This is a genomic window from Pseudomonas sp. LBUM1657 (genome assembly GCF_059716075.1).
In genome coordinates this window covers 706,817-729,023 of the sequence record NZ_CP166799.1, presented here as the reverse complement: position 1 = coordinate 729,023, position 22,207 = coordinate 706,817, and the positions used below count along the sequence as shown (strand labels likewise).

Sequence of the window (22,207 nt, the reverse complement as noted above, 5' to 3'; positions counted from 1 at the left end):
ATCGGTGTTTAGCCGACAATCGTGGCCTCGCTCAACTCCTCCAGCGTCTTGCCCCGCGTCTCCATCCCGAACATCCACACCACCCCCGCCGCAATCGCAAAGCACATCGCACCCAGTGCAAACACCCCGCCCTGCCCGGTGATTGGAAACACCAGCCCGGTCACCAACGGTCCGAGCAGTGACCCCACGCGGCCGATAGCCGAAGCGAAACCCGAGCCGGTGGCACGCGCCGATGTCGGGTACAACTCCGGGGTGTAGGTGTAGAGCACCGCCCACATGCCGAACAGAAAGAACTGCATCAACAGGCCCGAGGCAATCAGCAGACTGACGTTGCCGCCAAACACGGCGCTCTGCCCATAAAGAAACGCCATCACCCCGCCGCCGAGCAACGTCACGACGCACACCGGTTTACGCCCCCAGCGCTCCACCAGCCAGGCGGCCATCAGGAAACCGGGAATCCCGCCGAGGGAAATCAGCACGGTGTAGTAGACCGACTGAGTCACGGCGAAACCCGACTGTTGCAGCAAGGCGCTGAGCCAGGACGTCAGGCCGTAAAAACCGAGCAAGGCAAAGAACCACACGCTCCAGATCATCATCGTGCGCTGGCGGTACAGTGGCGACCAGATCTCGCGCAACGCGGAAAAGAAGTTGCCTGGCGTACTCGCTGCGCGCGGCAGGCGAATGGGCTCAGGCAGATCCGATCGCCCCAGTGATGTGCGGACCCGATCTTCGATGCGCAGCAAGACATTGTCCGCCTCCTCATCGCGCCCCGCCTGTTCCAGCCAGCGCGGTGACTCGGGAATGAAAAAACGAATCGCCAGGACAAACACCGCCGGTACAGCCAGGACCAGGAAGATGTCGCGCCAGCCAATCACCGGCAACAGGAAGTACGAGAGCACCCCGGCAGCGACGAAACCCAGCGGCCAGAAGCCATCCATCAATGCGATATACCGCCCGCGCCCCTTGGCCGGAATCAGTTCGGAAAGCATCGACTGAGCGATGGGAAACTCCATGCCCATGCCGATTCCCAACAGGATTCGGAACAACGTCAGCGTTTCGACGTTCTGCGCCGTGGAACACAGATAACTGGCAATGCCCCACAACACGATGCTCCACTGAAACACCGGTTTACGGCCGAAACGGTCGGCGAGCAGACCGGACAGCGACGCTCCCACGACCATCCCGAAAAAACTCGAGCTGGCCAGTAACCCGGCCTGCGCCGTGCTCAGGCCGAACTCGGTTTTGATCGAGCCGAGCAAGAAGGTCATCATCGCCAGGTCCATGGAGTCGAAGAAAAACGCCAGGGCAATGATGATGAAAATGATGCGGTGATAGCCGCTGATGGGCAGCCGTTCCAGTCGTTCTGCCGCGCTGAAGCCTCGTGTATCCATGACACATCCCCCAAATCCGAAAGTCCCCGGTTCGAGTGTGCGTGATAGCCGCTGGGGGTTATTGCTGGATGCGACCTGTCCACAACTCTGAACGACGCCAGGAACCCCGAGCCCCGGACGTCGCCCTCAAATGGCTCTAATGCGCCATTTCCAGCTCGGTTTCCTTGGCAAAACGATGGATTTCACGCTGCCCTGCCGCGGTGATCTGCAAGGCGCGCGAATCGTTGGGCAGGCTCAGCCAGCCGGACTGCATGAACAATTGCAGCAACGCCGCCCCCAGTGAACCGCCCATGTGCGGGCGTCTTTCGCTCCAGTCAGGACACGCGCAGGCAGCCCTGCCGTTGCTTTGCGCCAGCGCCTGGACGAACACGCCGCGCGACGCCAATTGCGTTGCGCCTTTGTGCGTGATCATCACCCGCTGATCGAACTGCTCGATCCAGCCCGCATCCAGCAGACGCTGGTAGAGGTCGGCGGCCAGGGTGCCTCCCAGATGCTCGCCGCACAGTCGGGCGCGCAACAATGACGAAGGCGCCGCCTGAGGTTTGGCGATGGGTGTCGTGCGTTTGAAGATGTCCGGAATTTCCCGCGGCGAGCTGGCCAGGGTAGCGCTGGCCAGTGCTTCTATGGCAGCGCCGACTTCGGGCGCGGCCAGTCGGAAGAACCGCTTGCGGCCGCGGGTTTCGACTTTCAACAGACCTCCGGCGGACAAACGCCCCAGGTGTGCACTGGCCGAAGACGGTGACAGGCCGGCCAACAGCGCCAGCTCTTCGGTTTGTCGCGCCGAGCCGTCCATCAAGGCCCACATCATTGCGCTGCGCTTTGGGTCAGCCAGCAACGTGGCGATCTGACTGATGCAAGGTGCATGTTCCATGTATTCACTCCCTGTTGAATCGTTTCGTCTACTGCTCAGAGACATCTTGACCAGTAATGTGTCGTCGGCCAAGACGCGCAAACCGCCATGAGCCGAGGCAAAGCCACCCACTTGCAAAGGCCGGTCCTTCACGGATTTTGTGAAGCACTGGCGATTGACCTTGGGGCCTGGCTGAATCGAGCGTGAACCCGCTAGTGCGAGGTCGACGGTGCGTACATGAGGCGGGCGCTAGTATAAGCGGGTTAACCGCCGGTTCCTGCCCTTGGGAAACCCTTGCGGGTGATTGTTGCTGAGAGAAATTTCGCTTTTTGCCTGCGACTAATGATCGATGCCCGATTACATCGGAAATTGGCCACTTAAACGGGCGCATCGAATGGCAAGCATTTCCCGTAAAAGGTTAACCGGCTTACTCAATTGTGCGCGATGGGCGCACAGCAAATTCAGAGGTGCGCGCTCACAGAGCAGCTCCGGCATGAGCACTTTCAAGCGACCGGCCAGGACATCGGCCGCCACATCGAGCCAGGACTTATAAGCGATACCGGCACCCGCCACGGCCCACAGTCGCACCACATCGGCATCGTCACTGAAGCGATCACCGCTGACGGTCAGGCTGACCTCGCGTTTACCGTCGTGGAAACTCCAGTGGTCATGGACCCGGCTACCGAGCATGAACAGCAGGCAATTGTGCTGGGCCAGTTGCTCCAGATGCCGTGGCTCGCCATGCCGGGCCAGGTAACTCGGGGCGGCACAGAGGACGCGGCGATTCTGCGGGGCGATGGGCAGGGCCACCAGGCTGGAGTCTTCCGGTTCGCCATAACGCAGGGCAATGTCCACCGGTTGGCGGAACAGGTCGGCGATGCGGTCCCCCAGCAGCAAACGCACGGTGAGTTTCGGATGCTCGCGTTGAAACTCATCCAGCCATGGCAACAGCAGGTTACGGCCAAAGTCCGAAGGCGCCGACAGCTGCAAAATCCCGCTGACCTGGTCTTGGCCGCTAGCCAACAAACGTCGGCCCTCATCGAGATTGCTCAAGGCCGCCCGAGCGTATTCGAGAAAGCCCTCGCCCTCGGCGGTCAGGCGCAGGCTGCGGGTGGAACGGGCGAGCAACCGGGCGCCGAGTTGCTGTTCGATGCGTTTCAACGCCGCACTGGCCACCGCCGCCGACATGTCCATGCCACGCGCCGCGGCCGACAGACTGCCCAGGTCCGCAGCCCGGACGAATAACTGCAAGTCATCGAAACGCAGCATTTAGCCTCCATTATCAAAAAAATATTGAAAGAGACTGCTGTTTTAGCGGGTTTTATCTTGCGGAGAAATAGCCAATCATCTGCTCCATCGAAATCATCCCGTTCCCGGAGTCGAACATGTCCCAGCCGTTTACCGCCATTGCCACCCTGATCGCCAAAGCCGACCAGCAGGACGTCCTCGAACAGCACTTGCGTGCGCTGCTGGAACCGACCCGCGCCGAGGCCGGTTGTGGCCAATACGACTTGCACCAGGACCTCGCCAATCCTCTGGCCTTCTACATGATCGAAAAATGGAGCAGTGACGAAGCCCTGCAAGCCCACGACGACAGCGCGCATATCCAGAACTTCCGCGCCAAGGCCGGCGACTTCCTTGAACACTTTGAACTCAAGCGCCTGCGCTCCGTGGTCTGACCCTCTCTTTTTTACGCTTACGGAGTCCTCCCAATGAAAGCCATTGCCTACTACGCGTCCCTGCCAATCAGCGACGAAAAATCCCTGCAAGACATTGAATTGCCAGAGCCTGTCGCTGGGCCGCGTGACCTGTTGGTGGAAGTCAAAGCCATCTCGGTCAACCCGGTGGACACCAAGGTCCGGCAGAACGTCCAGCCAGAAGCTGGCGCGCCGAAAGTGCTGGGCTGGGATGTGGCCGGCGTGGTCAAGTCAGTCGGCAGTGAAGTGACGCTGTTCAAGGCCGGTGACAAAGTGTTCTACGCCGGTTCCATCGCCCGTGCCGGCGGCAACAGCGAGCTGCATGTGGTGGATGAGCGGATCGTCGGCCATATGCCGAAAACCCTCGGTTTCGCCGAAGCCGCCGCGCTGCCGCTGACAGCCATCACCGCGTGGGAATTACTCTTCGAACGCCTGCAAGTGCGTGAAGGCAAAACCGATGAAGGCCAGAGCCTGCTGATCGTCGGCGCCGCTGGCGGTGTAGGTTCGATCCTCACGCAACTGGCCAGCCAGCTCACCGGGCTGAAAGTCATTGGCACCGCGTCCCGCCCGCAAACCCAGAGCTGGGTCGCTGAGCTCGGGGCTGATCTGGTGATCGATCACAGTCAGCCGCTGAGCGAAGAACTCAAACGTGCGGGGGTTGATCAGGTGTCCCACGTCGCCAGCCTGACCCAGACCGACCATCACCTGGATCAACTGGTCGAGGCGTTGGCGCCGCAAGGCAAACTGGCGTTGATTGATGATCCGAAGGCGCTGGACGTGACCAAGCTCAAGCGCAAGAGCCTGTCGCTGCACTGGGAGTTCATGTACACCCGTTCACTATTCGAAACCGCAGACATGATCGAGCAGCATAAATTGCTCAACCGCGTGGCCGGGCTGATCGATGCCGGAACGCTGAAAACCACGGTCGGCGAGCACTTCGGGACCATCAACGCCGCCAACCTGCGTCGCGCCCATGAACTGCTGGAAAGCGGTAAATCCAAGGGTAAAATTGTGCTTGAAGGGTTCTGAAGCGAGATGACACAGGTGTCGTCCGCAGGTGGGCGACACCGTCAGTCAGAGAGTTGACCGTTGTCACAATTGCGATCGTATTCGGGTCTACAATCGAGTCCTCTGCGATGCAATCTTTTACGATAGGAGGTCAGCAATGAAGATCCTGATAAAAGAAGTGGCAAAATCCCAGTGGCAGGTCCGCCTGGACCAACACACCGTGACATTTCGCAGCGAAGCCGAAGCTCGCGCCTTTACCCGAACCCTGGAAGCGCGCCTGCACGCACCTCATCAAATTGTTGACCACCAGCAGCGCGCTGCTGGCTGAGTCTGTCCTCAGACCGGGGCTTTTGCCAATGCCCGGGCATTTTGCAACCGCCGGGTGAGCATCGCCACGCTCACCACCAGAATTGCGCATAGGCTGATGACCATGGCCATCGGCATGGCGCTGCCATCGTGTAAAACAGCCACCAACGCCGCTGCCCCTGCGGCGACGCTGAATTGCAGGCAACCGAGCATCGCCGATGCACTGCCGGCCCGGGCGCCCTGGCCGTTCATGGCGCAAGCCGAAGCGTTGGGGAGGATGCAACCCAGGCTGGCGATACAGATAAACAGTGGAATCAGCAGTGGCCATAATTGCTCGGTGTGCAACGCACTGACGGCGAGCAGCGTCAGGCCGGCGCCCAGGTAAACCCACACGGCACGCGCCAACAGGAACGCCGGACCACGCTTGGCCAGCAGTCGTGCGTTGACCTGCGCCACCAGGATGAAACCCGCCGCGTTGGTACCGAACAGCCAGCCGAAATGTTCGGGCGGTACGCCGTAGAGCTTGATGAACACGAACGGTGAACCGGCGATGTAGGCAAACATCCCGGCGATGGCGATGCCACCGGTCAGCGCATGGCCGAGGAACACCGGATCCGCCAGCAACCGCCCGTACTGACGCAACGCCCCCGACAACGGTTGGCGTGGCACGTGGGCGGGCAGACTCTCCGGCAACCCAAGCGCCACCGCCAGCCCGGCCAAGGCACTGAATCCGGTCAACGCTAGAAAGATCGACTGCCAGCCTGTGGTATTGACCAATAGCCCGCCCAGCATTGGCGCAAGAATCGGCGCCAGCCCCATCACCAGCATCAACTGCGAAAAGACTTTTGCCGAACCCACCGCATCGCATTTATCGCTGACAATCGCCCGAGCAATCACCATGCCTGCGCAGCCGCCCAGCGCCTGGATGAATCGCGCGCCGATCAGCCATTCGAGATTCGGTGCATAGGCGCATGCCAATGAGGCTGCCGTGAACAAGCCGACACCGGTCAGCAACGGAATGCGTCGCCCAAAACGATCCGCCACCGGGCCGTAAGCCAGCTGGCCAAGAGACAGGCCCAGGAAATAGGCCGCCAGCGTCATCTGAACGTGGTTTTCGTCGGTGCCGAACGCCAGCGCCATCGCCGGGAAGGCCGGCAGATAGAAATCGATCGCCAACGGACCGAAAGCGCTCAGGGCGCCAAGAATCAGAATGGTACGGAAGTTCATCAGGCATCCAGTAGAGGTCGGCAGCTCGACAGTCTAGCCGCGCCGGGACGCCTTGAACATTCCGATAGCTCGCTAACTATTAAAAACCCTCAGGCAACTGATGCCGGTCAGCTAAAACACAGAACCTGTAGGAGCGAGCAAGCTCGCTCCTACAGGGATTGCGCCTGACCTCAGGCGACTTTGGCGTCGTAGCCTTCTTCGGTGATGGCGGCGATTACCTGTTCAGTCGTCAACGCACTCTCGACACCGACTTCTTTTGCGGCCAGATCGACTCGTACACTGGCGGCCGGGTCCTGGGCTTGCAGGGCCTGAGTGATAGCCTTGACACAGTGACCGCAGGACATGCCTTCAACGTTGAACACTTGCATGGGATGACTCCTTTGATGAGGTTGCGTGCAGTCTTGAGCTTGCCACCATGGCAAGGTCAAGTTCTGACGCAAACTGCCGGGCTGGCAATCGTCGCCGCGCTCGGCCAAGCTGCGTCCATCAATGACTCGACCTCAGGAGATTCAGCCATGCGCTGGTCAGCTTTCAGCCTGTTTGGCTTCCTCAGCCTTTTCGCCGCCGTGCCCTCGGTCAATGCCGCCGGGGAGGATTATGGCGTGCTGATCATTTCCCGCGAACGACTGGAAGTCGCGACCAGCTGCGAGATCGGCGTGTATATCCACGATCAATTGTCGGCGCGGCTGTTCCAGGAACAAAGCACCTCGTTCAACCTGCCGCCGGGCAATGTATCCCTGCGCCTCAAACTGCTGCCGGGTCAGGCACCGGGGTGCAACCCGGGCATGCTTGCACCGGGTTCGCAGAACATCACGCTCAAAGCCGGGGATGTGCTGAAGTTCCGGATTGCGATGACACAGGAAGGGATGTACTTGAAGCCGGCAGCCCTCGACTACTGAAATTAATTTTTGTTGTTGGCTGTGATGGCCTCCGATCCAGCGTGCGGCAATTTGTAGATTGGCGCTTGACCTTGCCAGCATGGCAAGGTTGATCCTGCAGATATCTTCTACAGGGAGCGTGACCTATGTCCGAATCCATCACTTTCGATCTGCCGATTGCCGGCATGACCTGCGCCAGTTGCGCCGGGCGTGTCGAGCGAGCCTTGAGCAAAGTCATCGGCGCCAGCGCTGTCAGCGTCAACCTGGCCACCGAACAGGCCCGGATTCAAGCGCCCAGCGACAGCCTGCCGGCCTTGATGGAAGCCGTTCAGCAGGCCGGTTACAGCGTGCCGCAACAGAGCCTCGAGTTGAGCATCGACGGCATGACCTGTGCGTCGTGCGTCGGCCGGGTCGAACGTGCACTCGCCAAGGTGTCGGGGGTGAAGAGCGTCAGCGTCAACCTCGCCAACGAGCGCGCTCACCTTGAACTGCTCGGTCAGGTCGATCCGCACACTTTGATCGCCGCCGTGACCAAGGCCGGCTACAACGCCAGTGTCTGGGAAGTCGAACACCCGCAAACCGACAACCAGCAACAGCGCCTGCACCGCGAACGCTGGGCCTTGCTCGCGGCCATCGCCCTCGCCTTGCCGCTGGTACTGCCGATGCTGCTACAACCGTTCGGTGTGCACTGGATGCTTCCGGCCTGGGTGCAATTCGCCCTGGCCACGCCGGTACAATTCATTTTCGGCGCGCGCTTTTATGTGGCCGCGTGGAAAGCCGTGCGCGCCGGTGCTGGCAACATGGATTTGCTCGTCGCTTTGGGCACCAGCGCCGGTTATGGCTTGAGTGTCTACGAATGGGCCACCGCCGCCGGCCGCTTGCCGCACCTGTATTTCGAAGCCTCTGCCGTAGTGATCGCCTTGGTGTTGTTGGGAAAATACCTGGAAAGCCGCGCCAAGCGTCAGACCGCCAGCGCCATTCGCGCCCTTGAAGCCTTGCGTCCAGAGCGGGCAATTCAGGTGATCGATGGCCGCGAGCAGGACGTCGCCATCAGCGCCTTGCGCCTCAATGACCTGGTACTGGTCAAGCCCGGCGAACGCTTCCCGGTGGACGGCGAGGTGGTGGAAGGCCAGAGCCACGCCGATGAGGCGCTGATCAGCGGCGAAAGCCTGCCAGTGCCGAAACATCCCGGAGACAAGGTCACCGGTGGTGCGATCAATGGCGAAGGCCGGTTGCTGGTTCGCACCCAGGCGTTGGGCGCGGAGACCGTGCTGGCGCGGATCATCCGTCTGGTGGAAGACGCTCAAGCCGCGAAGGCACCGATCCAGAAACTGGTGGATAAAGTCAGCCAGGTGTTCGTGCCCGCAGTTCTGCTCATCGCCTTGGCGACCTTGATCGGCTGGTGGCTGTACGGCGCGCCGCTGGAAACGGCGTTGATCAACGCCGTCGCGGTGCTGGTGATCGCCTGCCCTTGCGCACTGGGGCTCGCCACGCCAACGGCGATCATGGCCGGCACCGGCGTGGCGGCGCGTTACGGGATTCTGATCAAGGACGCCGAAGCGTTGGAGCGTGCCCATGAAGTCAGTGCGGTGGTCTTCGACAAGACCGGCACGCTGACTTCGGGTGCGCCGCGCATCGCCCATTTAAGTGCGATCGAGGGTGACGAAGCCGGCCTGCTGCAAATGGCCGGCGCCCTGCAACGGGGCAGCGAACACCCGCTGGCCAAAGCCGTTCTGGACGCTTGCGCCGAACGTGGTTTGACCGTGGCCGATGTCACCGACAGCCAGTCCCTGACCGGACGCGGCATCGCTGGCAATCTTGAGGGTCGGCGGCTGGCGCTGGGCAATCGTCGTCTCCTGGAAGAGAGCAGTTTGAGCGCGGGTTCGTTGGCTGACTCGGCAATCGCGTGGGAAGCCGAAGGCCGGACCCTGTCCTGGCTGATCGAACAAAGTCCCGAGCCACGGGTGCTGGGCCTGTTCGCCTTCGGGGATACCCTCAAACCCGGCGCGCTGCAAGCTGTGCAACAACTCAATGCACGCCATATCAGCAGCCACCTGCTGACTGGCGACAATCGCGGCAGCGCCAAAGTGGTTGCCGACGCCCTCGGCATCACCGATGTGCATGCCGAAGTGCTGCCGGCGGACAAAGCCGCCACGGTCGCCACGCTGAAAAAAACCGGCGTGGTGGCAATGGTCGGCGACGGCATCAACGACGCCCCGGCCCTGGCCGCCGCCGACATCGGCATCGCCATGGGCGGCGGCACCGATGTGGCCATGCACGCGGCCGGCATCACCCTGATGCGGGGCGACCCACGGCTGGTGCCAGCGGCGCTGGAGATCAGCCGCAAGACTTACGCGAAGATCCGGCAGAACCTGTTCTGGGCCTTCGTCTATAACCTGATCGGCATTCCACTGGCGGCGTTCGGCTTTCTCAACCCGGTACTGGCTGGTGCGGCCATGGCGTTGTCGAGCGTCAGTGTGGTGAGCAATGCGCTACTGTTGAAAACCTGGAAACCCAAGGATCTGGAGGACAACCGATGAACATCGGCCAAGCGGCGCGCCACAGCGGCCTGAGCGCAAAGATGATCCGTTATTACGAATCCATCGGCCTGCTCAAGGCGGCCCATCGCACCGACAGCGGCTACCGGGTGTACAGCGCCGACGACCTGCACACATTGGCGTTCATCAAGCGCTCGCGGGACCTGGGGTTCTCGCTGGAAGAGGTCGGTAAGCTGCTGACCCTCTGGCAGGACCGTCAACGCGCCAGTGCCGATGTGAAGGCCCTGGCCCGTCAGCACATCGACGAGTTGAACCAGAAAATCCGTGAACTCGGCCAACTGCGCGACACCCTGCAGGACCTGGTCGAACACTGTCACGGCGACCACCGCCCGGACTGTCCGATCCTCAAGAACCTGGAGTCGGGCTGCTGCGCCGAACCCGCTCGCCCCTGATTGCCAGTGCCTTCACCACCAACAAGGTGGTGAGAGGAATACCGTGAAATAGCAGCACCACCGCGCCTGGCGTCCACCACGCGTAAAACGGCGCGGCGATCAGCATGCCGACGCCGAAACCGGTCATTTGCAGCAGGGTCAGGAAGCTGAAAATCGGCAGGCGCAGGCGGTCGGGCTCACGTTGCAGGCGCGACATCAGGCCGACTTCCGAGAAACCGTCACCGAGGCCGGCCGGCAGCGCGAACAGCAACAATCCGTAGAGGGTCTGCTGCTGGAACATCAGGATGAAGCCGCAGGACATCAGTAACACGCCGAAGAAAAACCGCCGTTCCAGGTGTGCGTTGTCCGAGCCTTTCATGTGGCTGGCGATCCGTGCGCCGATCAGTTTTCCGCTGGCCCAAACCGCCAGCGTCATGCCCAGCGTGGTGCTGGCCGAGTCGGGGGTCAGCAGTTTGGAGATGATTGGAAACCCTACGTTGTGCGCGGCGCTGCCCAAAGTGTCGGCCATGGCGACCGCCAACATCGCCGCCACTACAGGAACTGTGCGCAAACCCTGAACCAGCGCGGACCACTCGCCACGCTCGGGATCTGGCTCGGCACTCGGTGCAGGCCTGGAAAACCGTAACGGCACAATGAACAGCGCGGCCAGCAGGTACGTGACCACGTTCAACGCAAACACCGTTTCAAAGCCAAACGCCGCCACCATAAGCCCTGCCACCAGACTCCCGCCCACCATGGCCGCCGACGACGCCGACGTGATCCAGGCATTGGTCTTGAGCAGGTGTTCGCGATTGATCAGGTGCGGCAATTGACTGTTTAGGCCGATGGCAAACATCGAATTGCCAAACCCTAGGCCGAATGCGATGACCGGCAACAGCAGCGCTTGCTGGGCGACCGGCAGTACCAGCAGCAGGCCCAACAGCGCGGCGCGCAGCAGATCAAAAGCAATCAGCGGCATACGCCCGACCCAGCGACGATAGAAAGTGGTGCCGATCAAACTGGCAAAAATCCCGCCGGCCACACGACTGGCGAGAAAAATGCCGACACTCATGGCGCTATTGCTGAGCAGATAAACGTAGGTGGCCAGGGCGACCATGTTGAGGAAAGCGCCGAAGTCCGAGATCAGACGGGCGAAGATGATCAGTTGGGCATTGCGGGTAGAGTTCACATTCAATCCTTGAGTGTGCGAGTGCTTCCAAAACCGCCAGTATGTGGGAACGAGCCTGCTCGCGAAAGCGGACTGCCTGGTGACATTGAGGTTGGATGTGATGGTCTCTTCGCGAGCAAGCCCGCTCCCACAGGGGTCTCCAGTGTTTGGAGATTTCGGGCTTGGGTATCCATAAAAAACCCGGCCGAAGCCGGGTTTTTCGTTAACCGTTTACTGCATCCAGGGCGGAGGCGGTTCTTCGGTTTTGCCCGGTGGCGCGTCGTCAGCGGCGCGTACCGCTTGCTTGCGCTCTTCGTCGAGGCGTGCGGCCTCGATCTCGCGCATGATCCCGCCCACGTCGGCCAGCTCTTCCGGCTCGTCGAACTCGCCGGTCAGGATGCTGGCCGGGTGCAAGGTGCCGGCCTCGTACAGGGCCCACATTTCCTTGGCGTACCGGGTCTTTTTCAACTCCGGTGCAAACCGCCCGAAGTAGGATGCCATGTTGCCGACATCCCGCTCCAGCATGCTGAACGCGTGGTTGTTGCCCGCTGCGTCCACCGCTTGCGGCAGGTCGATGATCACCGGGCCGGTCGGGGTCAGCAGTACGTTGAACTCGGACAGGTCACCGTGCACCAGACCGGTACACAACATCAGCACGATCTGGGAAATCAGAAACGCGTGATATTCGCGAGCCTGGTCCGGCTCCAGCACCACGTCGTTCAGACGCGGCGCGGCATCGCCGTACTCGTCGGCCACCAGCTCCATCAGCAGCACGCCTTCAAGGAAGTCGTAAGGCTTGGGGACCCGCACACCCGCGCCGGCCAGGCGGAACAAAGCCGCCACTTCGGCATTCTGCCAGGCGTCTTCGGTTTCTTTCTTGCCGAACTTGGAGCCCTTGGCCATCGCTCGAGCCTGACGGCTGTTGCGCACCTTGCGGCCTTCCTGATATTCGGCCGCCTGACGAAAACTGCGTTTGTTCGCCTCCTTGTAGACCTTCGCGCAACGTAACTCGTTACCGCAGCGCACCACGTAAACAGCTGCTTCTTTACCACTCATGAGTGGGCGCAGCACCTCGTCGACCAGACCGTCCTCGATCAGGGGTTCAATGCGTTTTGGAGTCTTCATCAGCTTTTATTGGGGGTCCTTTATTACCAAACACGCGAAAGTCATTCGTTATACGGCAATCCACTCACCGGGGGGAGGGGTTGCCGACCTATGAACATGGCGGATGCACACAATGTGTCGGAAAAATCCGGCAAACCTGACCACCGTCATCAGCCGCCAAAGATCATAGCCGACCCTGCGTCACTTGTTGCTGACGGGCTATGAGGGCATTTGCGACAGAAGCTGACACCGCAATTCATACCCTTCGTAGGATTTTTCTCATTAACCCTCAATTTCCGCCTATGGCAGCCGAAGTCCTCAGTGACAGAGTGATTTGTCCGACAATCGTTTCAACAAAAAATAACGATGGCGCACTCGAGGACCCGGGTCGATCAAACACGTTTACCCCTGCCAATAATCCGCGAGTCATCTGCACTGCGTGGGACTACAAGAAAAATCTGGAGCGCGGATGAACATCAAACAGAAGTTGACCTGGGCGTTTGCAATCATCGCCTGCTTGCCCGTGGTGCTGGTCGCCACGCTCGTTGTGCTGAACCTGCGCAGTGATGCCAGGGAAGGATTCGTCGACGGCAGTGGCCGCGAAATCCGCCAGGTCAGCAACGCCATGCAGTTGTTTTTTGACGGCATCAGCCAGAATGTTAATTACCTGGCGACCCAACCGCTGATCAAAAACTCCGACGACAGCCTCAAGACCTACATGAGCGCCAACGCCGAAAGCATTCCTCAGGGCGAGATGGACAAAAAAGTCTTCGCCCTCCTCCAGGACCTGGGCAGCAGCCACCCTTCCTACGCGTATGCCATCCTCGGCACCGCCGCGGGCGGTTATGTGTCCTGGCCGGACGATGCGAAACTCAACAACTACGACCCGCGCCAGCGCCCGTGGTACAAGGCGGCCCAAGCCAAACCGGGTAAGCCGTTCCGCACCGAGGCTTACTACTGGGCTCAGGACGACGCAACTTACGTCAGTACCGTGCGCACCATCGACAACAAGCTGGGCACCAATGGCGGCGTGGTCAGCATCGACGTGACGCTCAAGCAGCTCACCGAAATCGTTAAACAGATCAAGCTTGGTGAAACCGGCTACCTGATGCTGCTGGAAAACACCGGCACCGTGCTGGTCGATCCAAAGCAACCGGAACACAACTTCAAAAAGCTGAGCAGTCTCGGCGAAGGCTACGCACAACTGGCCAACGCCGGCAAAGGCCTGGTGGAAGTCGAGCTGAACGGCGAGCGCTACATGGCCAACGTCTGGCCGTCGGAGCAACTGGGCTGGACCTTTATCGGCCTGATCAAGCAGACCGACGTAATGAGTTCGGCTACTCAACTGACCTGGCTGATCGCGATCATCGCCGCCGTGCTGGCCGTGTTCTTCGCCATCGTCGGTGCCAGTTTCGCCAGCGTCATCGTTCGACCGATCCGCAGCGTGGCCAGCGGCCTGGAAGGCATCGCCCAGGGTGAAGGCGACCTGACCAAAAACCTGCAAATTCGTGGCAGCGACGAAACCGCGCAACTGGCCAATTGGTTCAACCAGTTCCTGGCGGCGATTCGCAACCTGATCCAAAGCATCGGCGGCGCCGCGACCAAGATCCTTGCCACCTCGAAGAGTTCGACCCAGGTCTCCAGCGACATGGCCGAAGCCGCCGGACGCCAGCGTGAAGCGGTGGACATGGTGTCCACGGCGTTCCACGAAATGGTGGCCACCGCCAACGAAGTGGCGCGTTCGTGCAGCCAGGCGGCCGAATCCGCCGACAGCGGCCAGCGCCAGGCACGTGAAGGTCAGCAGCAGATTGATGCCGCGGTGACCAGCGTCGATCGCTTGAGCCAGGAAATCGAACAGTCGGCCCAATCGATGCAGCAGCTTGAGCGCGACAGCAACGATATTCAGTCGATTCTCGGCACCATTCGCTCGATTGCCGAACAGACCAACCTGCTGGCGCTCAACGCGGCGATCGAAGCCGCGCGCGCGGGTGAGCAAGGTCGTGGTTTTGCGGTAGTGGCCGATGAAGTGCGGGCGCTGGCCAAACGTACCGCCGACTCCACCGCGGAAATCGACGGCCTGCTCGGCAACCTCGCCAAGCGCACCAGCCAAGTGACGCAGCAGATGCATGCGAGTCTGGAAGTGTCCCAGCAATCAGTGACCCGCATCGGCGAAGCGCGCAGCAGTTTCGGGCAGATTCGTGAGTCGGTGGACGTAATACGCGACATGAACACCCAGATCGCTACCGCGGCAGAACAACAACATCAGGTGGCGGAAGACATCAACCGGCACATCAGCCAGATTCATGGCGATGCGCAGTTGGTGGCGGAACTGGCGAACTCGGCGCGACTGGATTCCCAGAGCCTGGCGGGATTGTCGAATGAGCTGGACGGGTTGGTTCGACGCTTTAGAACCTGATATCCGCATCGCCACAAATCGAGTGTGGGAGCAGCGGTGCGGCGATCCGACTTGCTCGCGAAGGCGGTGTGCCAGTCAACGATGGTGTCGACTGACACACCGCGTTCGCGAGCAAGCCCGCTCCCACATTGATTCGGTGGTGTTACTGCTTGAAGAGCTCGCCTGGGGTAAACCCGAACAGGCTTTTGAACGCTGCAATAAACGCCGAAGTAGAGTCATACCCGCAAGACAGCGCGGCATTGGTCACGCTGTCCCCCTCCTCCAGCAAACTCAATGACGACAGCAGCCGCATACGCTGACGCCACCCTCGAAAACTCAACCCGGTTTCACGCTGGAACAACCGCATCAGCGTCTTCTCCGACATGCCCAGCCGCTGCGCCCATTCCTGCAAGGTCACTGTGCGTTCGGGGTTTCCGATCAGTTCGTTGCACAACCCCAGCAACCGCTGATGCCGGGGCAGCGGCAGGGAAAACCCCACCTCCGGCAGACTCGCCAACTGATCCAGCAGCACGTTCACCAGCCGCGCTTCCTGGCTGTCACCCTGTGGATACTCCACCGGCAGCAGGCAAAAACTCTTGATCAGCTCCCGCGCCAGCGGCGTGACTTCCAGCACCCGGCACCGCCCGTCCGCCCAGGCACACGCCTCGCGGCGCACATAGAGGCTGCGCATCTCGGCGCGCATCGACGTCACGACCTGATGCTCCAGATCTGCGGGAATCCAGATCCCCCACTGCGGTGGCGCAAAAAAACTGCCTTCGGCGGTGTGCACGCCGAGAACGCCGCTGATCGCGTAGGAAAACTGCACCCAGTCGTGGCGATGTGGCGGCGTCCATGAGCCCGCGCCAAGGCTTTCCACCCGGGCAAAAAGCGGACGGGGCAACGCCTTCAGCGCCGGAATCGCCCGTTCAAGAGAAAGTTGTCCGTTAGTCGGCATTGATTGGCCTTATGTCGCAAGACGGCGGGTGAGACCGACGTTAGGCTAAGTCATCAATTCTTACAAATGTATTCGGTGCCGTTTATGCATGCCTTCAAACACCTCAAACGCGTGGTCACTGACTGGTTCTTGTGCGGCATGCTGATCGCCACCCTGCTGGCGTATTTCTTCCCGACCTTCGGCGCCACTGGCGGCGGAATGCACGCCGAGTACGTGATCAACATCGGTGTGTTCCTGGTGTTCTTCCTGCACGGGGTCAACCTGTCCAGCGAGCAAATCAGCCAAGGCCTGAAGAACTGGAAACTGCACGTGATGGTGCAAGGCTTCACCTTCGCAGTGTTCCCGCTGATCTGGCTGCTGAGCAGCAAGTTGCTGGGTTCGTACGTTCCGTCACTGCTGATGCTCGGGTTCTTGTACCTCTGCGCCCTGCCCTCGACCATCTCTTCCTCAGTGGCCCTGACCGGCAGCGCCGGTGGCAACGTACCCGCGGCGATTCTCAACGCGAGCCTGTCCAGCGTGCTGGGGATTTTCATGACGCCGTTGCTGGTGAGTTTCGTGGTCGGCAGCGGCGCCGGTGGCATCGACTTGGGTTCAACCCTGCTCGACCTTTGCGCCATGCTGCTGTTGCCGCTGGTGCTCGGGCAATTGATGCGACCGTTGTTCGGCAAATTCTTCGCCCGGCACAAGCGCTACACCAACATCGTCGACAAGCTGGTGATCCTGCTGCTGGTGTACGCGGCGTTCTGCAATTCGATGGTGTCGGGGATGTGGCAGCAACAGGGCAACAGCGTGATTCTCAGCGCGCTGATCGGCAGTGCGGTGTTGTTGGCGATCATCCTGTGGATGACCACACGAACCGCCCGCGCGTTGAAATTCAGCCCGGCCGATGAGATTGCGGCGGTGTTCTGCGCCAGTAAAAAATCCCTGGCCGCCGGTGCGCCAATGGCGGCGTTGATCTTTGGCGCCAACCCTGGACTTGGGTTGATCCTGCTGCCGATCATGATCTACCACCCGTTGCAGCTGATCGTCTGCTCGGTGATGGCCGAGGGTTACGCCAACCGCAACCGGGAGCTGGCCGCGCAGCATAGTGGCGCAGCACTCAGCGCTCGATAATCGCCGTCACACCCTGACCGCCGGCGGCGCAGATCGAAATCAAACCGCGCCCCTTGCCCGCCGCGTCCAGCAACTTCGCCAGGTTGGCGACAATGCGCCCGCCGGTAGCAGCAAATGGATGCCCGGCCGCCAGTGAGCTGCCTTTGACGTTAAGTCGGCTACGGTCGATGGAACCCAGCGGCGCATCGAGGCCGAGGCGGGTTTTGCAGTAATCCGGATCTTCCCAGGCCTTCAACGTGCAAAGCACCTGCGCGGCGAAGGCTTCGTGGATTTCGTAGTAATCGAAGTCCTGCAAGGTCAGGCCATTGCGCGCCAGCAAACGCGGCACTGCATAGACCGGCGACATCAACAGCCCTTCGGCACCGTTGACGAAATCCACGGCCGCCGCCTCGCCGTCGCGCAAGTACGCAAGGATCGGCAAGCCACGCGCTTTCGCCCATTCCTCACTGCCCAACAGCACCAGCGACGCGCCATCGGTGAGCGGTGTGGAGTTGCCCGCCGTCATCGTGCCCTTGGCACTTTTCTCGAAGACCGGCTTGAGCGACGCGAGTTTTTCCAGGGTCAGGTCTGGGCGCAGATTGTTGTCGCGGGTGAGGCCGAGGAACGGCGTCATCAAATCGTTGTGCCAGCCTTCGGTGTAGGACGCGGCCATTTTCTGATGACTTTCCAGGGTCAGTTGATCCTGTTCGGCTCGCGGGATGTCCCAGGTTTGCGCCATCAGCTCGCAATGTTCGCCCATGGACAGGCCGGTGCGTGGTTCGCCGTTACGCGGTAGCTCCGGGATCAGGTGGCGGGGTCGCAGTTGCAGGAAGGCTTTCAATTTGTCGGCGGTGGTCTTGGCGCGATTGGCCTTCAGGAGAATCTGGCGCAGGCCTTCGCTCACGCCGATCGGTGCATCCGAGGTGGTATCGACACCACCCGCAATGCCGCACTCAATCTGGCCAAGGGCGATTTTGTTCGCGACCAGCAACGCCGCTTCAAGACCGGTGCCGCAGGCTTGTTGGATGTCGTACGCCGGGGTGGTCGGCGACAGTCGTGAGCCGAGCACGCACTCGCGGGTCAGGTTGAAATCCCGCGAATGCTTGAGCACCGCCCCCGCCGCCACTTCACCCATGCGCAAACCGTGCAGGTTGAAGCGTTCGATCAGGCCTTCGAGCGCTGCGGTGAGCATCGCCTGGTTACTGGCGGTGGCGTACGGCCCATTGGAGCGGGCGAAGGGAATACGGTTACCTCCGATAATCGCGACACGGCGCAGTTGGGTCATGAAAAGCTCCTGGTGAAATATTCAAAATGAAAACCAAACCCTGTGGGAGCGGGCTTGCTCGCGAAGAGGCCAGTACATTCAACATCGATGCCGACTGATACATCGCCTTCGCGAGCAAGCCCGCTCCCACAGGGACTGCATTCCTTTTCAGGTTCTACATTCCCCTGAAAGTCCCGCTACAAACTACTCTGCACTGTTCAAGCGTAGGCCTAATCTCGTGGATCGAACGACTGATCGCCATTCGTGGTCCACACTTTGAACCCCAGCTGCTGGAGCGCGTTCCATGTCTGACCGCTATATCGACTTCGCCAATTCATCCATCGGCCATCGTTTGGTCGGGGCCCTGGGTCTGCCGTCGCCGGTACGACTGGAACGCTGGCAAGCAGGCCGGCTGCGCCCTGTCGAAGGGGCGCTGCTGATTGGCGGCGGCCCGTTGGCAGAAAAAGTCAGCGCCATTGCCAATCGCCTGACGGACGCGATTTACAGCTACGGCACCGACCCTTCAATGGCGACGGCATGGATTCCCGGCCACGGCCCCAAACTCAAAGCCGTGGTGTTCGACGCCAGTGACCTAGTGCAGACCGATCAGCTCAAACAGCTGCGCGAGTTCTTCCAGCCATTAATGAAAAACCTCGATCACAGTGCGCACCTGGTGATTCTCGGACGCGCGCCACAAACCCTGAGCGACCCGTTCGCCGCCAGCGCCCAGCGTGCCCTGGAGGGTTTCAGCCGTTCGCTGGCCAAGGAACTGCGCAATGGCGGCACCTTGCAGCTGATCCAAGTCGGTGAGGGCGCTGAGGATCAACTGGAAGGCCCGTTGCGGTTTTTCCTCTCGCCCAAAAGCGCTTTCGTGTCGGGCCAAGTGATTCGCTTGAACGCCTGCGACACGCAGGTCCAGGACTGGACTCGTCCATTGGCGGGTCGCAAGGCACTGATCACCGGCGCGGCACGCGGCATCGGTGCGTCCATCGCCGAAACCCTGGCCCGTGACGGCGCGGAAGTCATCCTGCTCGACGTACCGCCGGCCAAAAACGATCTCGAGGCCCTCGCCGCACGCCTTGGCGGGCGCAGCGTCACCCTGGACATTTGCGCCGAAGACGCCGCCACGCAGTTGATCGAACAGTTGCCCGACGGCGTCGACATCGTGGTGCACAACGCCGGCATCACTCGGGACAAAACCCTGGCCAACATGACCCCGGAATTCTGGGACGCGGTGCTCGCGGTCAACCTGAATGCGCCGCAAGTGCTGACTAAGGCATTGCTCGACAGCGGCACCCTGCACGACAACGGCCGCGTGATTCTGCTGGCCTCCATCAGCGGCATCGCCGGCAATCGCGGGCAAACCAACTACGCGGCGAGCAAGGCCGGGCTGATCGGTTTGGCCGAGACCTGGGCGCCGCTACTGAATGAGCGGGGCATCAGCATTAATGCGGTGGCACCGGGCTTCATCGAAACCCAGATGACCGCGCACCTTCCGTTCGGCCTACGCGAAGCCGGCCGACGCATGAGCTCGCTGGGCCAGGGCGGCCTGCCGCAGGACGTCGCCGAAGCGGTGGCCTGGCTCGCTCAACCGGGCACCGGCGCGTTCACCGGGCAAGCATTGCGCGTATGCGGACAAAGTGTTTTGGGGGCTTAAGCATGATCATCGATTGGCACACGCTCAACCGCGAACCAAGCCTGCCGGGACTGTATGCAAAGGCCGCGACGCGACGAAAAATCACTGGTACCACCCTGCCCGACTCGGGTTTGCGCTGTTGGCTCGATGTCGATCCGAAGCGGCTGGCAGCCTATCGCAACGTCTGCGGTTTTGCCGACAACGGATTACTGCCACCGACCTATCCGCACATCCTCGCCTTTGCCTTGCAGATGCAACTGCTCACGGCCAAGGAATTTCCGTTTCCGCTGCTGGGGCTGATTCATCTGAGCAATCGCATTCGCGTGTTGCGGCCCATGGGCGGCGTCAACCGTGCGCGGGTCAGCGTGCAGGTGCAAAACCTCCAACCCCATGAGAAAGGCGCGACGTTCGATCTGGTGACGACGCTCGACGATCAACTGGGGTCGCTGTGGGAAGCCGAAAGCCGGATGTTGTGCCGGGGCGTCAAACTGGACGGCGAGCCTGTCGAGGATGTCCTGGCATCGACGCTGGAGATGACGGAAGTTGCGCGCTGGAAAGCACCGTCGGACATTGGTCGGCAGTACGCCAAAGTGTCCGGCGACTACAACCCGATCCACCTGAGTGCGGCCAGTGCCAAGCTGTTCGGATTCCCCACGGCCATCGCCCATGGCTTGTGGAACAAGGCGCGTACCCTCGCGGCCCTTGCCGATCATCTGCCGGCGGCCAATGTCGAGATTGCTGTGCAGTTTCGCAAACCGGTGCGACTGCCCAGTGAAGTGACTTTACTGGCCAGCGCGGCAGGGTCCAGTGGGGATTTGCAGTTGGTGGGCGCGGGGGATCTTGAGCATATGGTTGGGCATTGGCGGCCGGTGGCCTGACCCGATCGTTCCCACGCTCGCGTGGGAACGATCAATTGGCTCCCGCTACCCCTGCGGATCGAGATTATCCAGCGCCCGATTCGTGCACGACAGGTTCTTTGGGCGGATTGAGGTAATGATCGAACACGCGGTCGGCGGCTTCGTGGAGTTTTTTTGAGTGGGTGGATTCGTAGGGGGAAACGTCGTCGGATTCAGGGGGATTTGGGGTTGCCTTGAACATTGTGAAGCTCCTTGATAAATGGAGCTGCCAACGTTCCCGGTCAAACGAATTAGGTGGCAGCTGTACGCGGGTTGACCGACCGGATATCAAGGGACCCGGCACCCCGAAGGTGTCCCGCGCACAGCCGCCGCGACACGATACCTCAGGCACAAAAAAAACGCCTGGAACAAGTCTTGGCCGCTGGCACGCCTTGATTAAATCGGACGGTCAAATCCGGTCGCTGAATTGGCAGCGACGGACAAAGGCTAGAGGTGGCGCTTCCGACGGACAACCTGAAAGTCGTATGGGAAGGTTCTGATGTTTTGACTGATCGATAAACATCGTCGACTGGCAGGCCGCCTTCGCGAGCAAGCCCGCTCCCACAAAAAAAGCAGACCTGCGAACACCCAACCAAACCACGAGGCCGAGCGTTAGCTCGCCTCGCCAGCGTTTGATCTGCCCGCCCCTTCGGGAGGCTGAGTGGAGGTGTTCATCCGGGGATTGGCGCGCAGCGCCGTTCGACGCAGTCGAACACGCTGCATTTAGGTCGTCGCGAAGCAGACCGGAGGGCAGTGTCCCCGGATGAATGCCGGAGCGAAAGAACGCCGAGCCTAGGCGAGGGGCCGGACGCTCGGGGCGAGACCTTTGCTTCCTTTGGGGCGTTTGCCAAAGGGAGTCGCTGTAAAAGCGAAACCATAAGCGGCCGTTACCGCAGAAATGGATATGTACCCCACCATCAACAAAACTCAGTGCCCCACCACCGTCTGCGGAAACAAATTATTCAGCGTCTCCAACAACCGCACGTGATAAATCGGCTTGCGAAAAAGATCGAGCACCTGCAATCGCAGCATGTCACTGACATCCTCCATATCCGCATGCCCCGACGTCACAATCACCGGTAAATGCTGACGAGACGTATGCTCGCGCAACCGCTTGATCAACGACATGCCACTCTCTTCCGGCATCCGCAAGTCAGTGATCACCAACGCAATATCCGGATGGCGAGTCAGATGATGCAGCGCGAGTTTGACCGAAGTGGCGGTAAAACAATTAAAGCCCTCGCCCTCCAGCCACTCTGCCAACTCCAGCAACGCGTCTTCCTCATCATCGATCAGAAGAAGTTGTTGGCGCGGGAGTGCGGGAGAGTTCATGAGCTACACCTGCAATGGACTGAGCACCAACGTTAGAACTGCCATGGCAGGTTAGCAAGCGACCAAAATCAAGGTCCGG

Annotated in this window: 20 protein-coding genes and 2 pseudogenes; 11 read left to right on the top strand and 11 right to left on the bottom strand. The window is 60.8% G+C overall.

Annotation, left to right across the window (positions count from 1 at the left end; all coding sequences use genetic code 11):
* Positions 1–8: 8 nt before the first annotated feature.
* The 3 genes from ACA055_RS03275 to vimR all read right to left on the bottom strand — a co-directional run bounded on the left by ACA055_RS03275 (position 9) and on the right by vimR (position 3,510).
* Positions 9–1,391 (bottom strand): MFS transporter, encoded by a 1,383-nt coding sequence (locus ACA055_RS03275; protein WP_497682343.1) that lies wholly within the window; start codon positions 1,389–1,391, stop codon positions 9–11.
* Between the two features lie 136 nt (positions 1,392–1,527).
* A complete protein-coding gene (locus ACA055_RS03270) occupies positions 1,528–2,262 on the bottom strand; it encodes an ArsR/SmtB family transcription factor (RefSeq protein ID WP_497682342.1) in 735 nt (244 codons plus the stop codon).
* Positions 2,263–2,598: 336 nt separating this feature from the next.
* Positions 2,599–3,510, bottom strand: coding sequence for a transcription regulator VimR (gene vimR, locus ACA055_RS03265; protein ID WP_497682341.1), 912 nt, complete (start codon positions 3,508–3,510; stop codon positions 2,599–2,601).
* 116 nt (positions 3,511–3,626) lie between these two features.
* On the opposite strand from vimR, the gene ACA055_RS03260 reads away from it, so the two are divergent.
* The 3 genes from ACA055_RS03260 to ACA055_RS03250 all read left to right on the top strand — a co-directional run bounded on the left by ACA055_RS03260 (position 3,627) and on the right by ACA055_RS03250 (position 5,274).
* Complete coding sequence (locus tag ACA055_RS03260) at positions 3,627–3,920, top strand: putative quinol monooxygenase (RefSeq protein ID WP_497682340.1); 294 nt, start codon at positions 3,627–3,629, stop codon at positions 3,918–3,920.
* A 33-nt stretch (positions 3,921–3,953) separates the two neighbouring features.
* Positions 3,954–4,967 carry a zinc-binding alcohol dehydrogenase family protein gene (locus ACA055_RS03255; protein WP_497682339.1) on the top strand — a complete coding sequence of 338 codons (1,014 nt, stop codon included), beginning with the start codon at positions 3,954–3,956 and terminating at the stop codon, positions 4,965–4,967.
* Between the two features lie 136 nt (positions 4,968–5,103).
* Positions 5,104–5,274, top strand: coding sequence for a hypothetical protein (locus tag ACA055_RS03250; protein WP_497682338.1), 171 nt, complete (start codon positions 5,104–5,106; stop codon positions 5,272–5,274).
* Positions 5,275–5,282: 8 nt separating this feature from the next.
* On the opposite strand, the gene ACA055_RS03245 is transcribed toward ACA055_RS03250, so the two are convergent.
* Both ACA055_RS03245 and ACA055_RS03240 read right to left on the bottom strand, forming a co-directional pair.
* Positions 5,283–6,479 (bottom strand): multidrug effflux MFS transporter, encoded by a 1,197-nt coding sequence (locus ACA055_RS03245; RefSeq protein WP_497682337.1) that lies wholly within the window; start codon positions 6,477–6,479, stop codon positions 5,283–5,285.
* Between the two features lie 170 nt (positions 6,480–6,649).
* Positions 6,650–6,847: a heavy-metal-associated domain-containing protein gene (locus ACA055_RS03240; RefSeq protein WP_497682336.1), complete on the bottom strand. Its 198-nt coding sequence runs from the start codon at positions 6,845–6,847 to the stop codon at positions 6,650–6,652.
* A 147-nt stretch (positions 6,848–6,994) separates the two neighbouring features.
* Between ACA055_RS03240 and ACA055_RS03235 the strand changes: the two genes are divergently transcribed.
* The 3 genes from ACA055_RS03235 to cueR all read left to right on the top strand — a co-directional run bounded on the left by ACA055_RS03235 (position 6,995) and on the right by cueR (position 10,307).
* On the top strand, positions 6,995–7,378 hold the full coding sequence (locus ACA055_RS03235) for a hypothetical protein (RefSeq protein WP_497682335.1): 384 nt from the start codon (positions 6,995–6,997) through the stop codon (positions 7,376–7,378).
* 125 nt (positions 7,379–7,503) lie between these two features.
* Positions 7,504–9,897: a heavy metal translocating P-type ATPase gene (locus ACA055_RS03230; RefSeq protein ID WP_497682334.1), complete on the top strand. Its 2,394-nt coding sequence runs from the start codon at positions 7,504–7,506 to the stop codon at positions 9,895–9,897.
* The gene (gene cueR, locus ACA055_RS03225; protein ID WP_497682333.1) at positions 9,894–10,307 is read left to right on the top strand and encodes a Cu(I)-responsive transcriptional regulator; all 414 of its coding nucleotides are present in this window, start codon (positions 9,894–9,896) and stop codon (positions 10,305–10,307) included. Before ACA055_RS03230 ends, cueR begins: the two co-directional genes overlap by 4 nt.
* On the opposite strand, the gene ACA055_RS03220 is transcribed toward cueR, so the two are convergent.
* Entirely contained in the window at positions 10,261–11,475 is a 1,215-nt protein-coding gene (locus ACA055_RS03220; protein ID WP_497682332.1) for an MFS transporter, read from the bottom strand. The two genes, cueR and ACA055_RS03220, sit on opposite strands and share 47 nt — an antisense overlap.
* A gap of 210 nt (positions 11,476–11,685) precedes the next feature.
* On the bottom strand, positions 11,686–12,579 hold the full coding sequence (locus ACA055_RS03215) for a PA4780 family RIO1-like protein kinase (protein WP_497682331.1): 894 nt from the start codon (positions 12,577–12,579) through the stop codon (positions 11,686–11,688).
* Between the two features lie 448 nt (positions 12,580–13,027).
* On the opposite strand from ACA055_RS03215, the pseudogene ACA055_RS03210 reads away from it, so the two are divergent.
* Both ACA055_RS03210 and ACA055_RS03205 read left to right on the top strand, forming a co-directional pair.
* A pseudogene (locus ACA055_RS03210) lies at positions 13,028–14,116 on the top strand (cache domain-containing protein); the annotation flags it as partial.
* A gap of 90 nt (positions 14,117–14,206) precedes the next feature.
* A complete protein-coding gene (locus ACA055_RS03205) occupies positions 14,207–14,974 on the top strand; it encodes a methyl-accepting chemotaxis protein (RefSeq protein ID WP_390959830.1) in 768 nt (255 codons plus the stop codon).
* Between the two features lie 142 nt (positions 14,975–15,116).
* Here ACA055_RS03205 and ACA055_RS03200 read toward each other — a convergent pair whose 3' ends face one another.
* Positions 15,117–15,908, bottom strand: coding sequence for an AraC family transcriptional regulator (locus ACA055_RS03200; RefSeq protein ID WP_497682330.1), 792 nt, complete (start codon positions 15,906–15,908; stop codon positions 15,117–15,119).
* Positions 15,909–15,992: 84 nt separating this feature from the next.
* On the opposite strand from ACA055_RS03200, the gene ACA055_RS03195 reads away from it, so the two are divergent.
* Complete coding sequence (locus tag ACA055_RS03195; RefSeq protein ID WP_497682329.1) at positions 15,993–17,021, top strand: bile acid:sodium symporter family protein; 1,029 nt, start codon at positions 15,993–15,995, stop codon at positions 17,019–17,021.
* Here ACA055_RS03195 and ACA055_RS03190 read toward each other — a convergent pair.
* On the bottom strand, positions 17,008–18,285 hold the full coding sequence (locus ACA055_RS03190) for an acetyl-CoA C-acetyltransferase (RefSeq protein WP_497682328.1): 1,278 nt from the start codon (positions 18,283–18,285) through the stop codon (positions 17,008–17,010). The two genes, ACA055_RS03195 and ACA055_RS03190, sit on opposite strands and share 14 nt — an antisense overlap.
* 283 nt (positions 18,286–18,568) lie before the next feature.
* Here ACA055_RS03190 and ACA055_RS03185 point away from each other — a divergent pair, with 283 nt between their 5' ends.
* Both ACA055_RS03185 and ACA055_RS03180 read left to right on the top strand, forming a co-directional pair.
* On the top strand, positions 18,569–19,921 hold the full coding sequence (locus ACA055_RS03185; RefSeq protein ID WP_497682327.1) for a 3-oxoacyl-ACP reductase: 1,353 nt from the start codon (positions 18,569–18,571) through the stop codon (positions 19,919–19,921).
* 2 nt (positions 19,922–19,923) lie between these two features.
* Positions 19,924–20,778: a MaoC family dehydratase gene (locus ACA055_RS03180; RefSeq protein WP_497682326.1), complete on the top strand. Its 855-nt coding sequence runs from the start codon at positions 19,924–19,926 to the stop codon at positions 20,776–20,778.
* A gap of 91 nt (positions 20,779–20,869) precedes the next feature.
* Here the strand turns inward: ACA055_RS03180 and ACA055_RS03175 are convergent.
* Together ACA055_RS03175 and ACA055_RS03170 are read right to left on the bottom strand one after the other, a co-directional pair.
* Positions 20,870–20,998, bottom strand: a pseudogene (locus tag ACA055_RS03175) (DUF6124 family protein); the annotation flags it as partial.
* Positions 20,999–21,723: 725 nt separating this feature from the next.
* Positions 21,724–22,128 carry a response regulator gene (locus ACA055_RS03170; RefSeq protein ID WP_497682325.1) on the bottom strand — a complete coding sequence of 135 codons (405 nt, stop codon included), beginning with the start codon at positions 22,126–22,128 and terminating at the stop codon, positions 21,724–21,726.
* Positions 22,129–22,207: the final 79 nt, after the last annotated feature.

What these genes read in the sequence shown, in the direction of transcription:
- ACA055_RS03255 (WP_497682339.1), top strand. Translation starts at nt 3,954, where the DNA reads ATGAAAGCCATTGCCTACTACGCGTCCCTGCCAATCAGCGACGAAAAA.
- ACA055_RS03235 (WP_497682335.1), top strand. Translation starts at nt 6,995, where the DNA reads ATGCGCTGGTCAGCTTTCAGCCTGTTTGGCTTCCTCAGCCTTTTCGCC.
- ACA055_RS03190 (WP_497682328.1), bottom strand. Translation starts at nt 18,285, where the DNA reads ATGACCCAACTGCGCCGTGTCGCGATTATCGGAGGTAACCGTATTCCC.
- vimR (WP_497682341.1), bottom strand. Translation starts at nt 3,510, where the DNA reads ATGCTGCGTTTCGATGACTTGCAGTTATTCGTCCGGGCTGCGGACCTG.
- ACA055_RS03215 (WP_497682331.1), bottom strand. Translation starts at nt 12,579, where the DNA reads ATGAAGACTCCAAAACGCATTGAACCCCTGATCGAGGACGGTCTGGTC.
- ACA055_RS03230 (WP_497682334.1), top strand. Translation starts at nt 7,504, where the DNA reads ATGTCCGAATCCATCACTTTCGATCTGCCGATTGCCGGCATGACCTGC.
- ACA055_RS03250 (WP_497682338.1), top strand. Translation starts at nt 5,104, where the DNA reads ATGAAGATCCTGATAAAAGAAGTGGCAAAATCCCAGTGGCAGGTCCGC.
- ACA055_RS03260 (WP_497682340.1), top strand. Translation starts at nt 3,627, where the DNA reads ATGTCCCAGCCGTTTACCGCCATTGCCACCCTGATCGCCAAAGCCGAC.
- ACA055_RS03245 (WP_497682337.1), bottom strand. Translation starts at nt 6,479, where the DNA reads ATGAACTTCCGTACCATTCTGATTCTTGGCGCCCTGAGCGCTTTCGGT.
- ACA055_RS03205 (WP_390959830.1), top strand. Translation starts at nt 14,207, where the DNA reads ATGGCCGAAGCCGCCGGACGCCAGCGTGAAGCGGTGGACATGGTGTCC.
- cueR (WP_497682333.1), top strand. Translation starts at nt 9,894, where the DNA reads ATGAACATCGGCCAAGCGGCGCGCCACAGCGGCCTGAGCGCAAAGATG.
- ACA055_RS03200 (WP_497682330.1), bottom strand. Translation starts at nt 15,908, where the DNA reads ATGCCGACTAACGGACAACTTTCTCTTGAACGGGCGATTCCGGCGCTG.
- ACA055_RS03270 (WP_497682342.1), bottom strand. Translation starts at nt 2,262, where the DNA reads ATGGAACATGCACCTTGCATCAGTCAGATCGCCACGTTGCTGGCTGAC.
- ACA055_RS03185 (WP_497682327.1), top strand. Translation starts at nt 18,569, where the DNA reads ATGTCTGACCGCTATATCGACTTCGCCAATTCATCCATCGGCCATCGT.
- ACA055_RS03275 (WP_497682343.1), bottom strand. Translation starts at nt 1,391, where the DNA reads ATGGATACACGAGGCTTCAGCGCGGCAGAACGACTGGAACGGCTGCCC.
- ACA055_RS03170 (WP_497682325.1), bottom strand. Translation starts at nt 22,128, where the DNA reads ATGAACTCTCCCGCACTCCCGCGCCAACAACTTCTTCTGATCGATGAT.
- ACA055_RS03180 (WP_497682326.1), top strand. Translation starts at nt 19,924, where the DNA reads ATGATCATCGATTGGCACACGCTCAACCGCGAACCAAGCCTGCCGGGA.
- ACA055_RS03240 (WP_497682336.1), bottom strand. Translation starts at nt 6,847, where the DNA reads ATGCAAGTGTTCAACGTTGAAGGCATGTCCTGCGGTCACTGTGTCAAG.
- ACA055_RS03195 (WP_497682329.1), top strand. Translation starts at nt 15,993, where the DNA reads ATGCATGCCTTCAAACACCTCAAACGCGTGGTCACTGACTGGTTCTTG.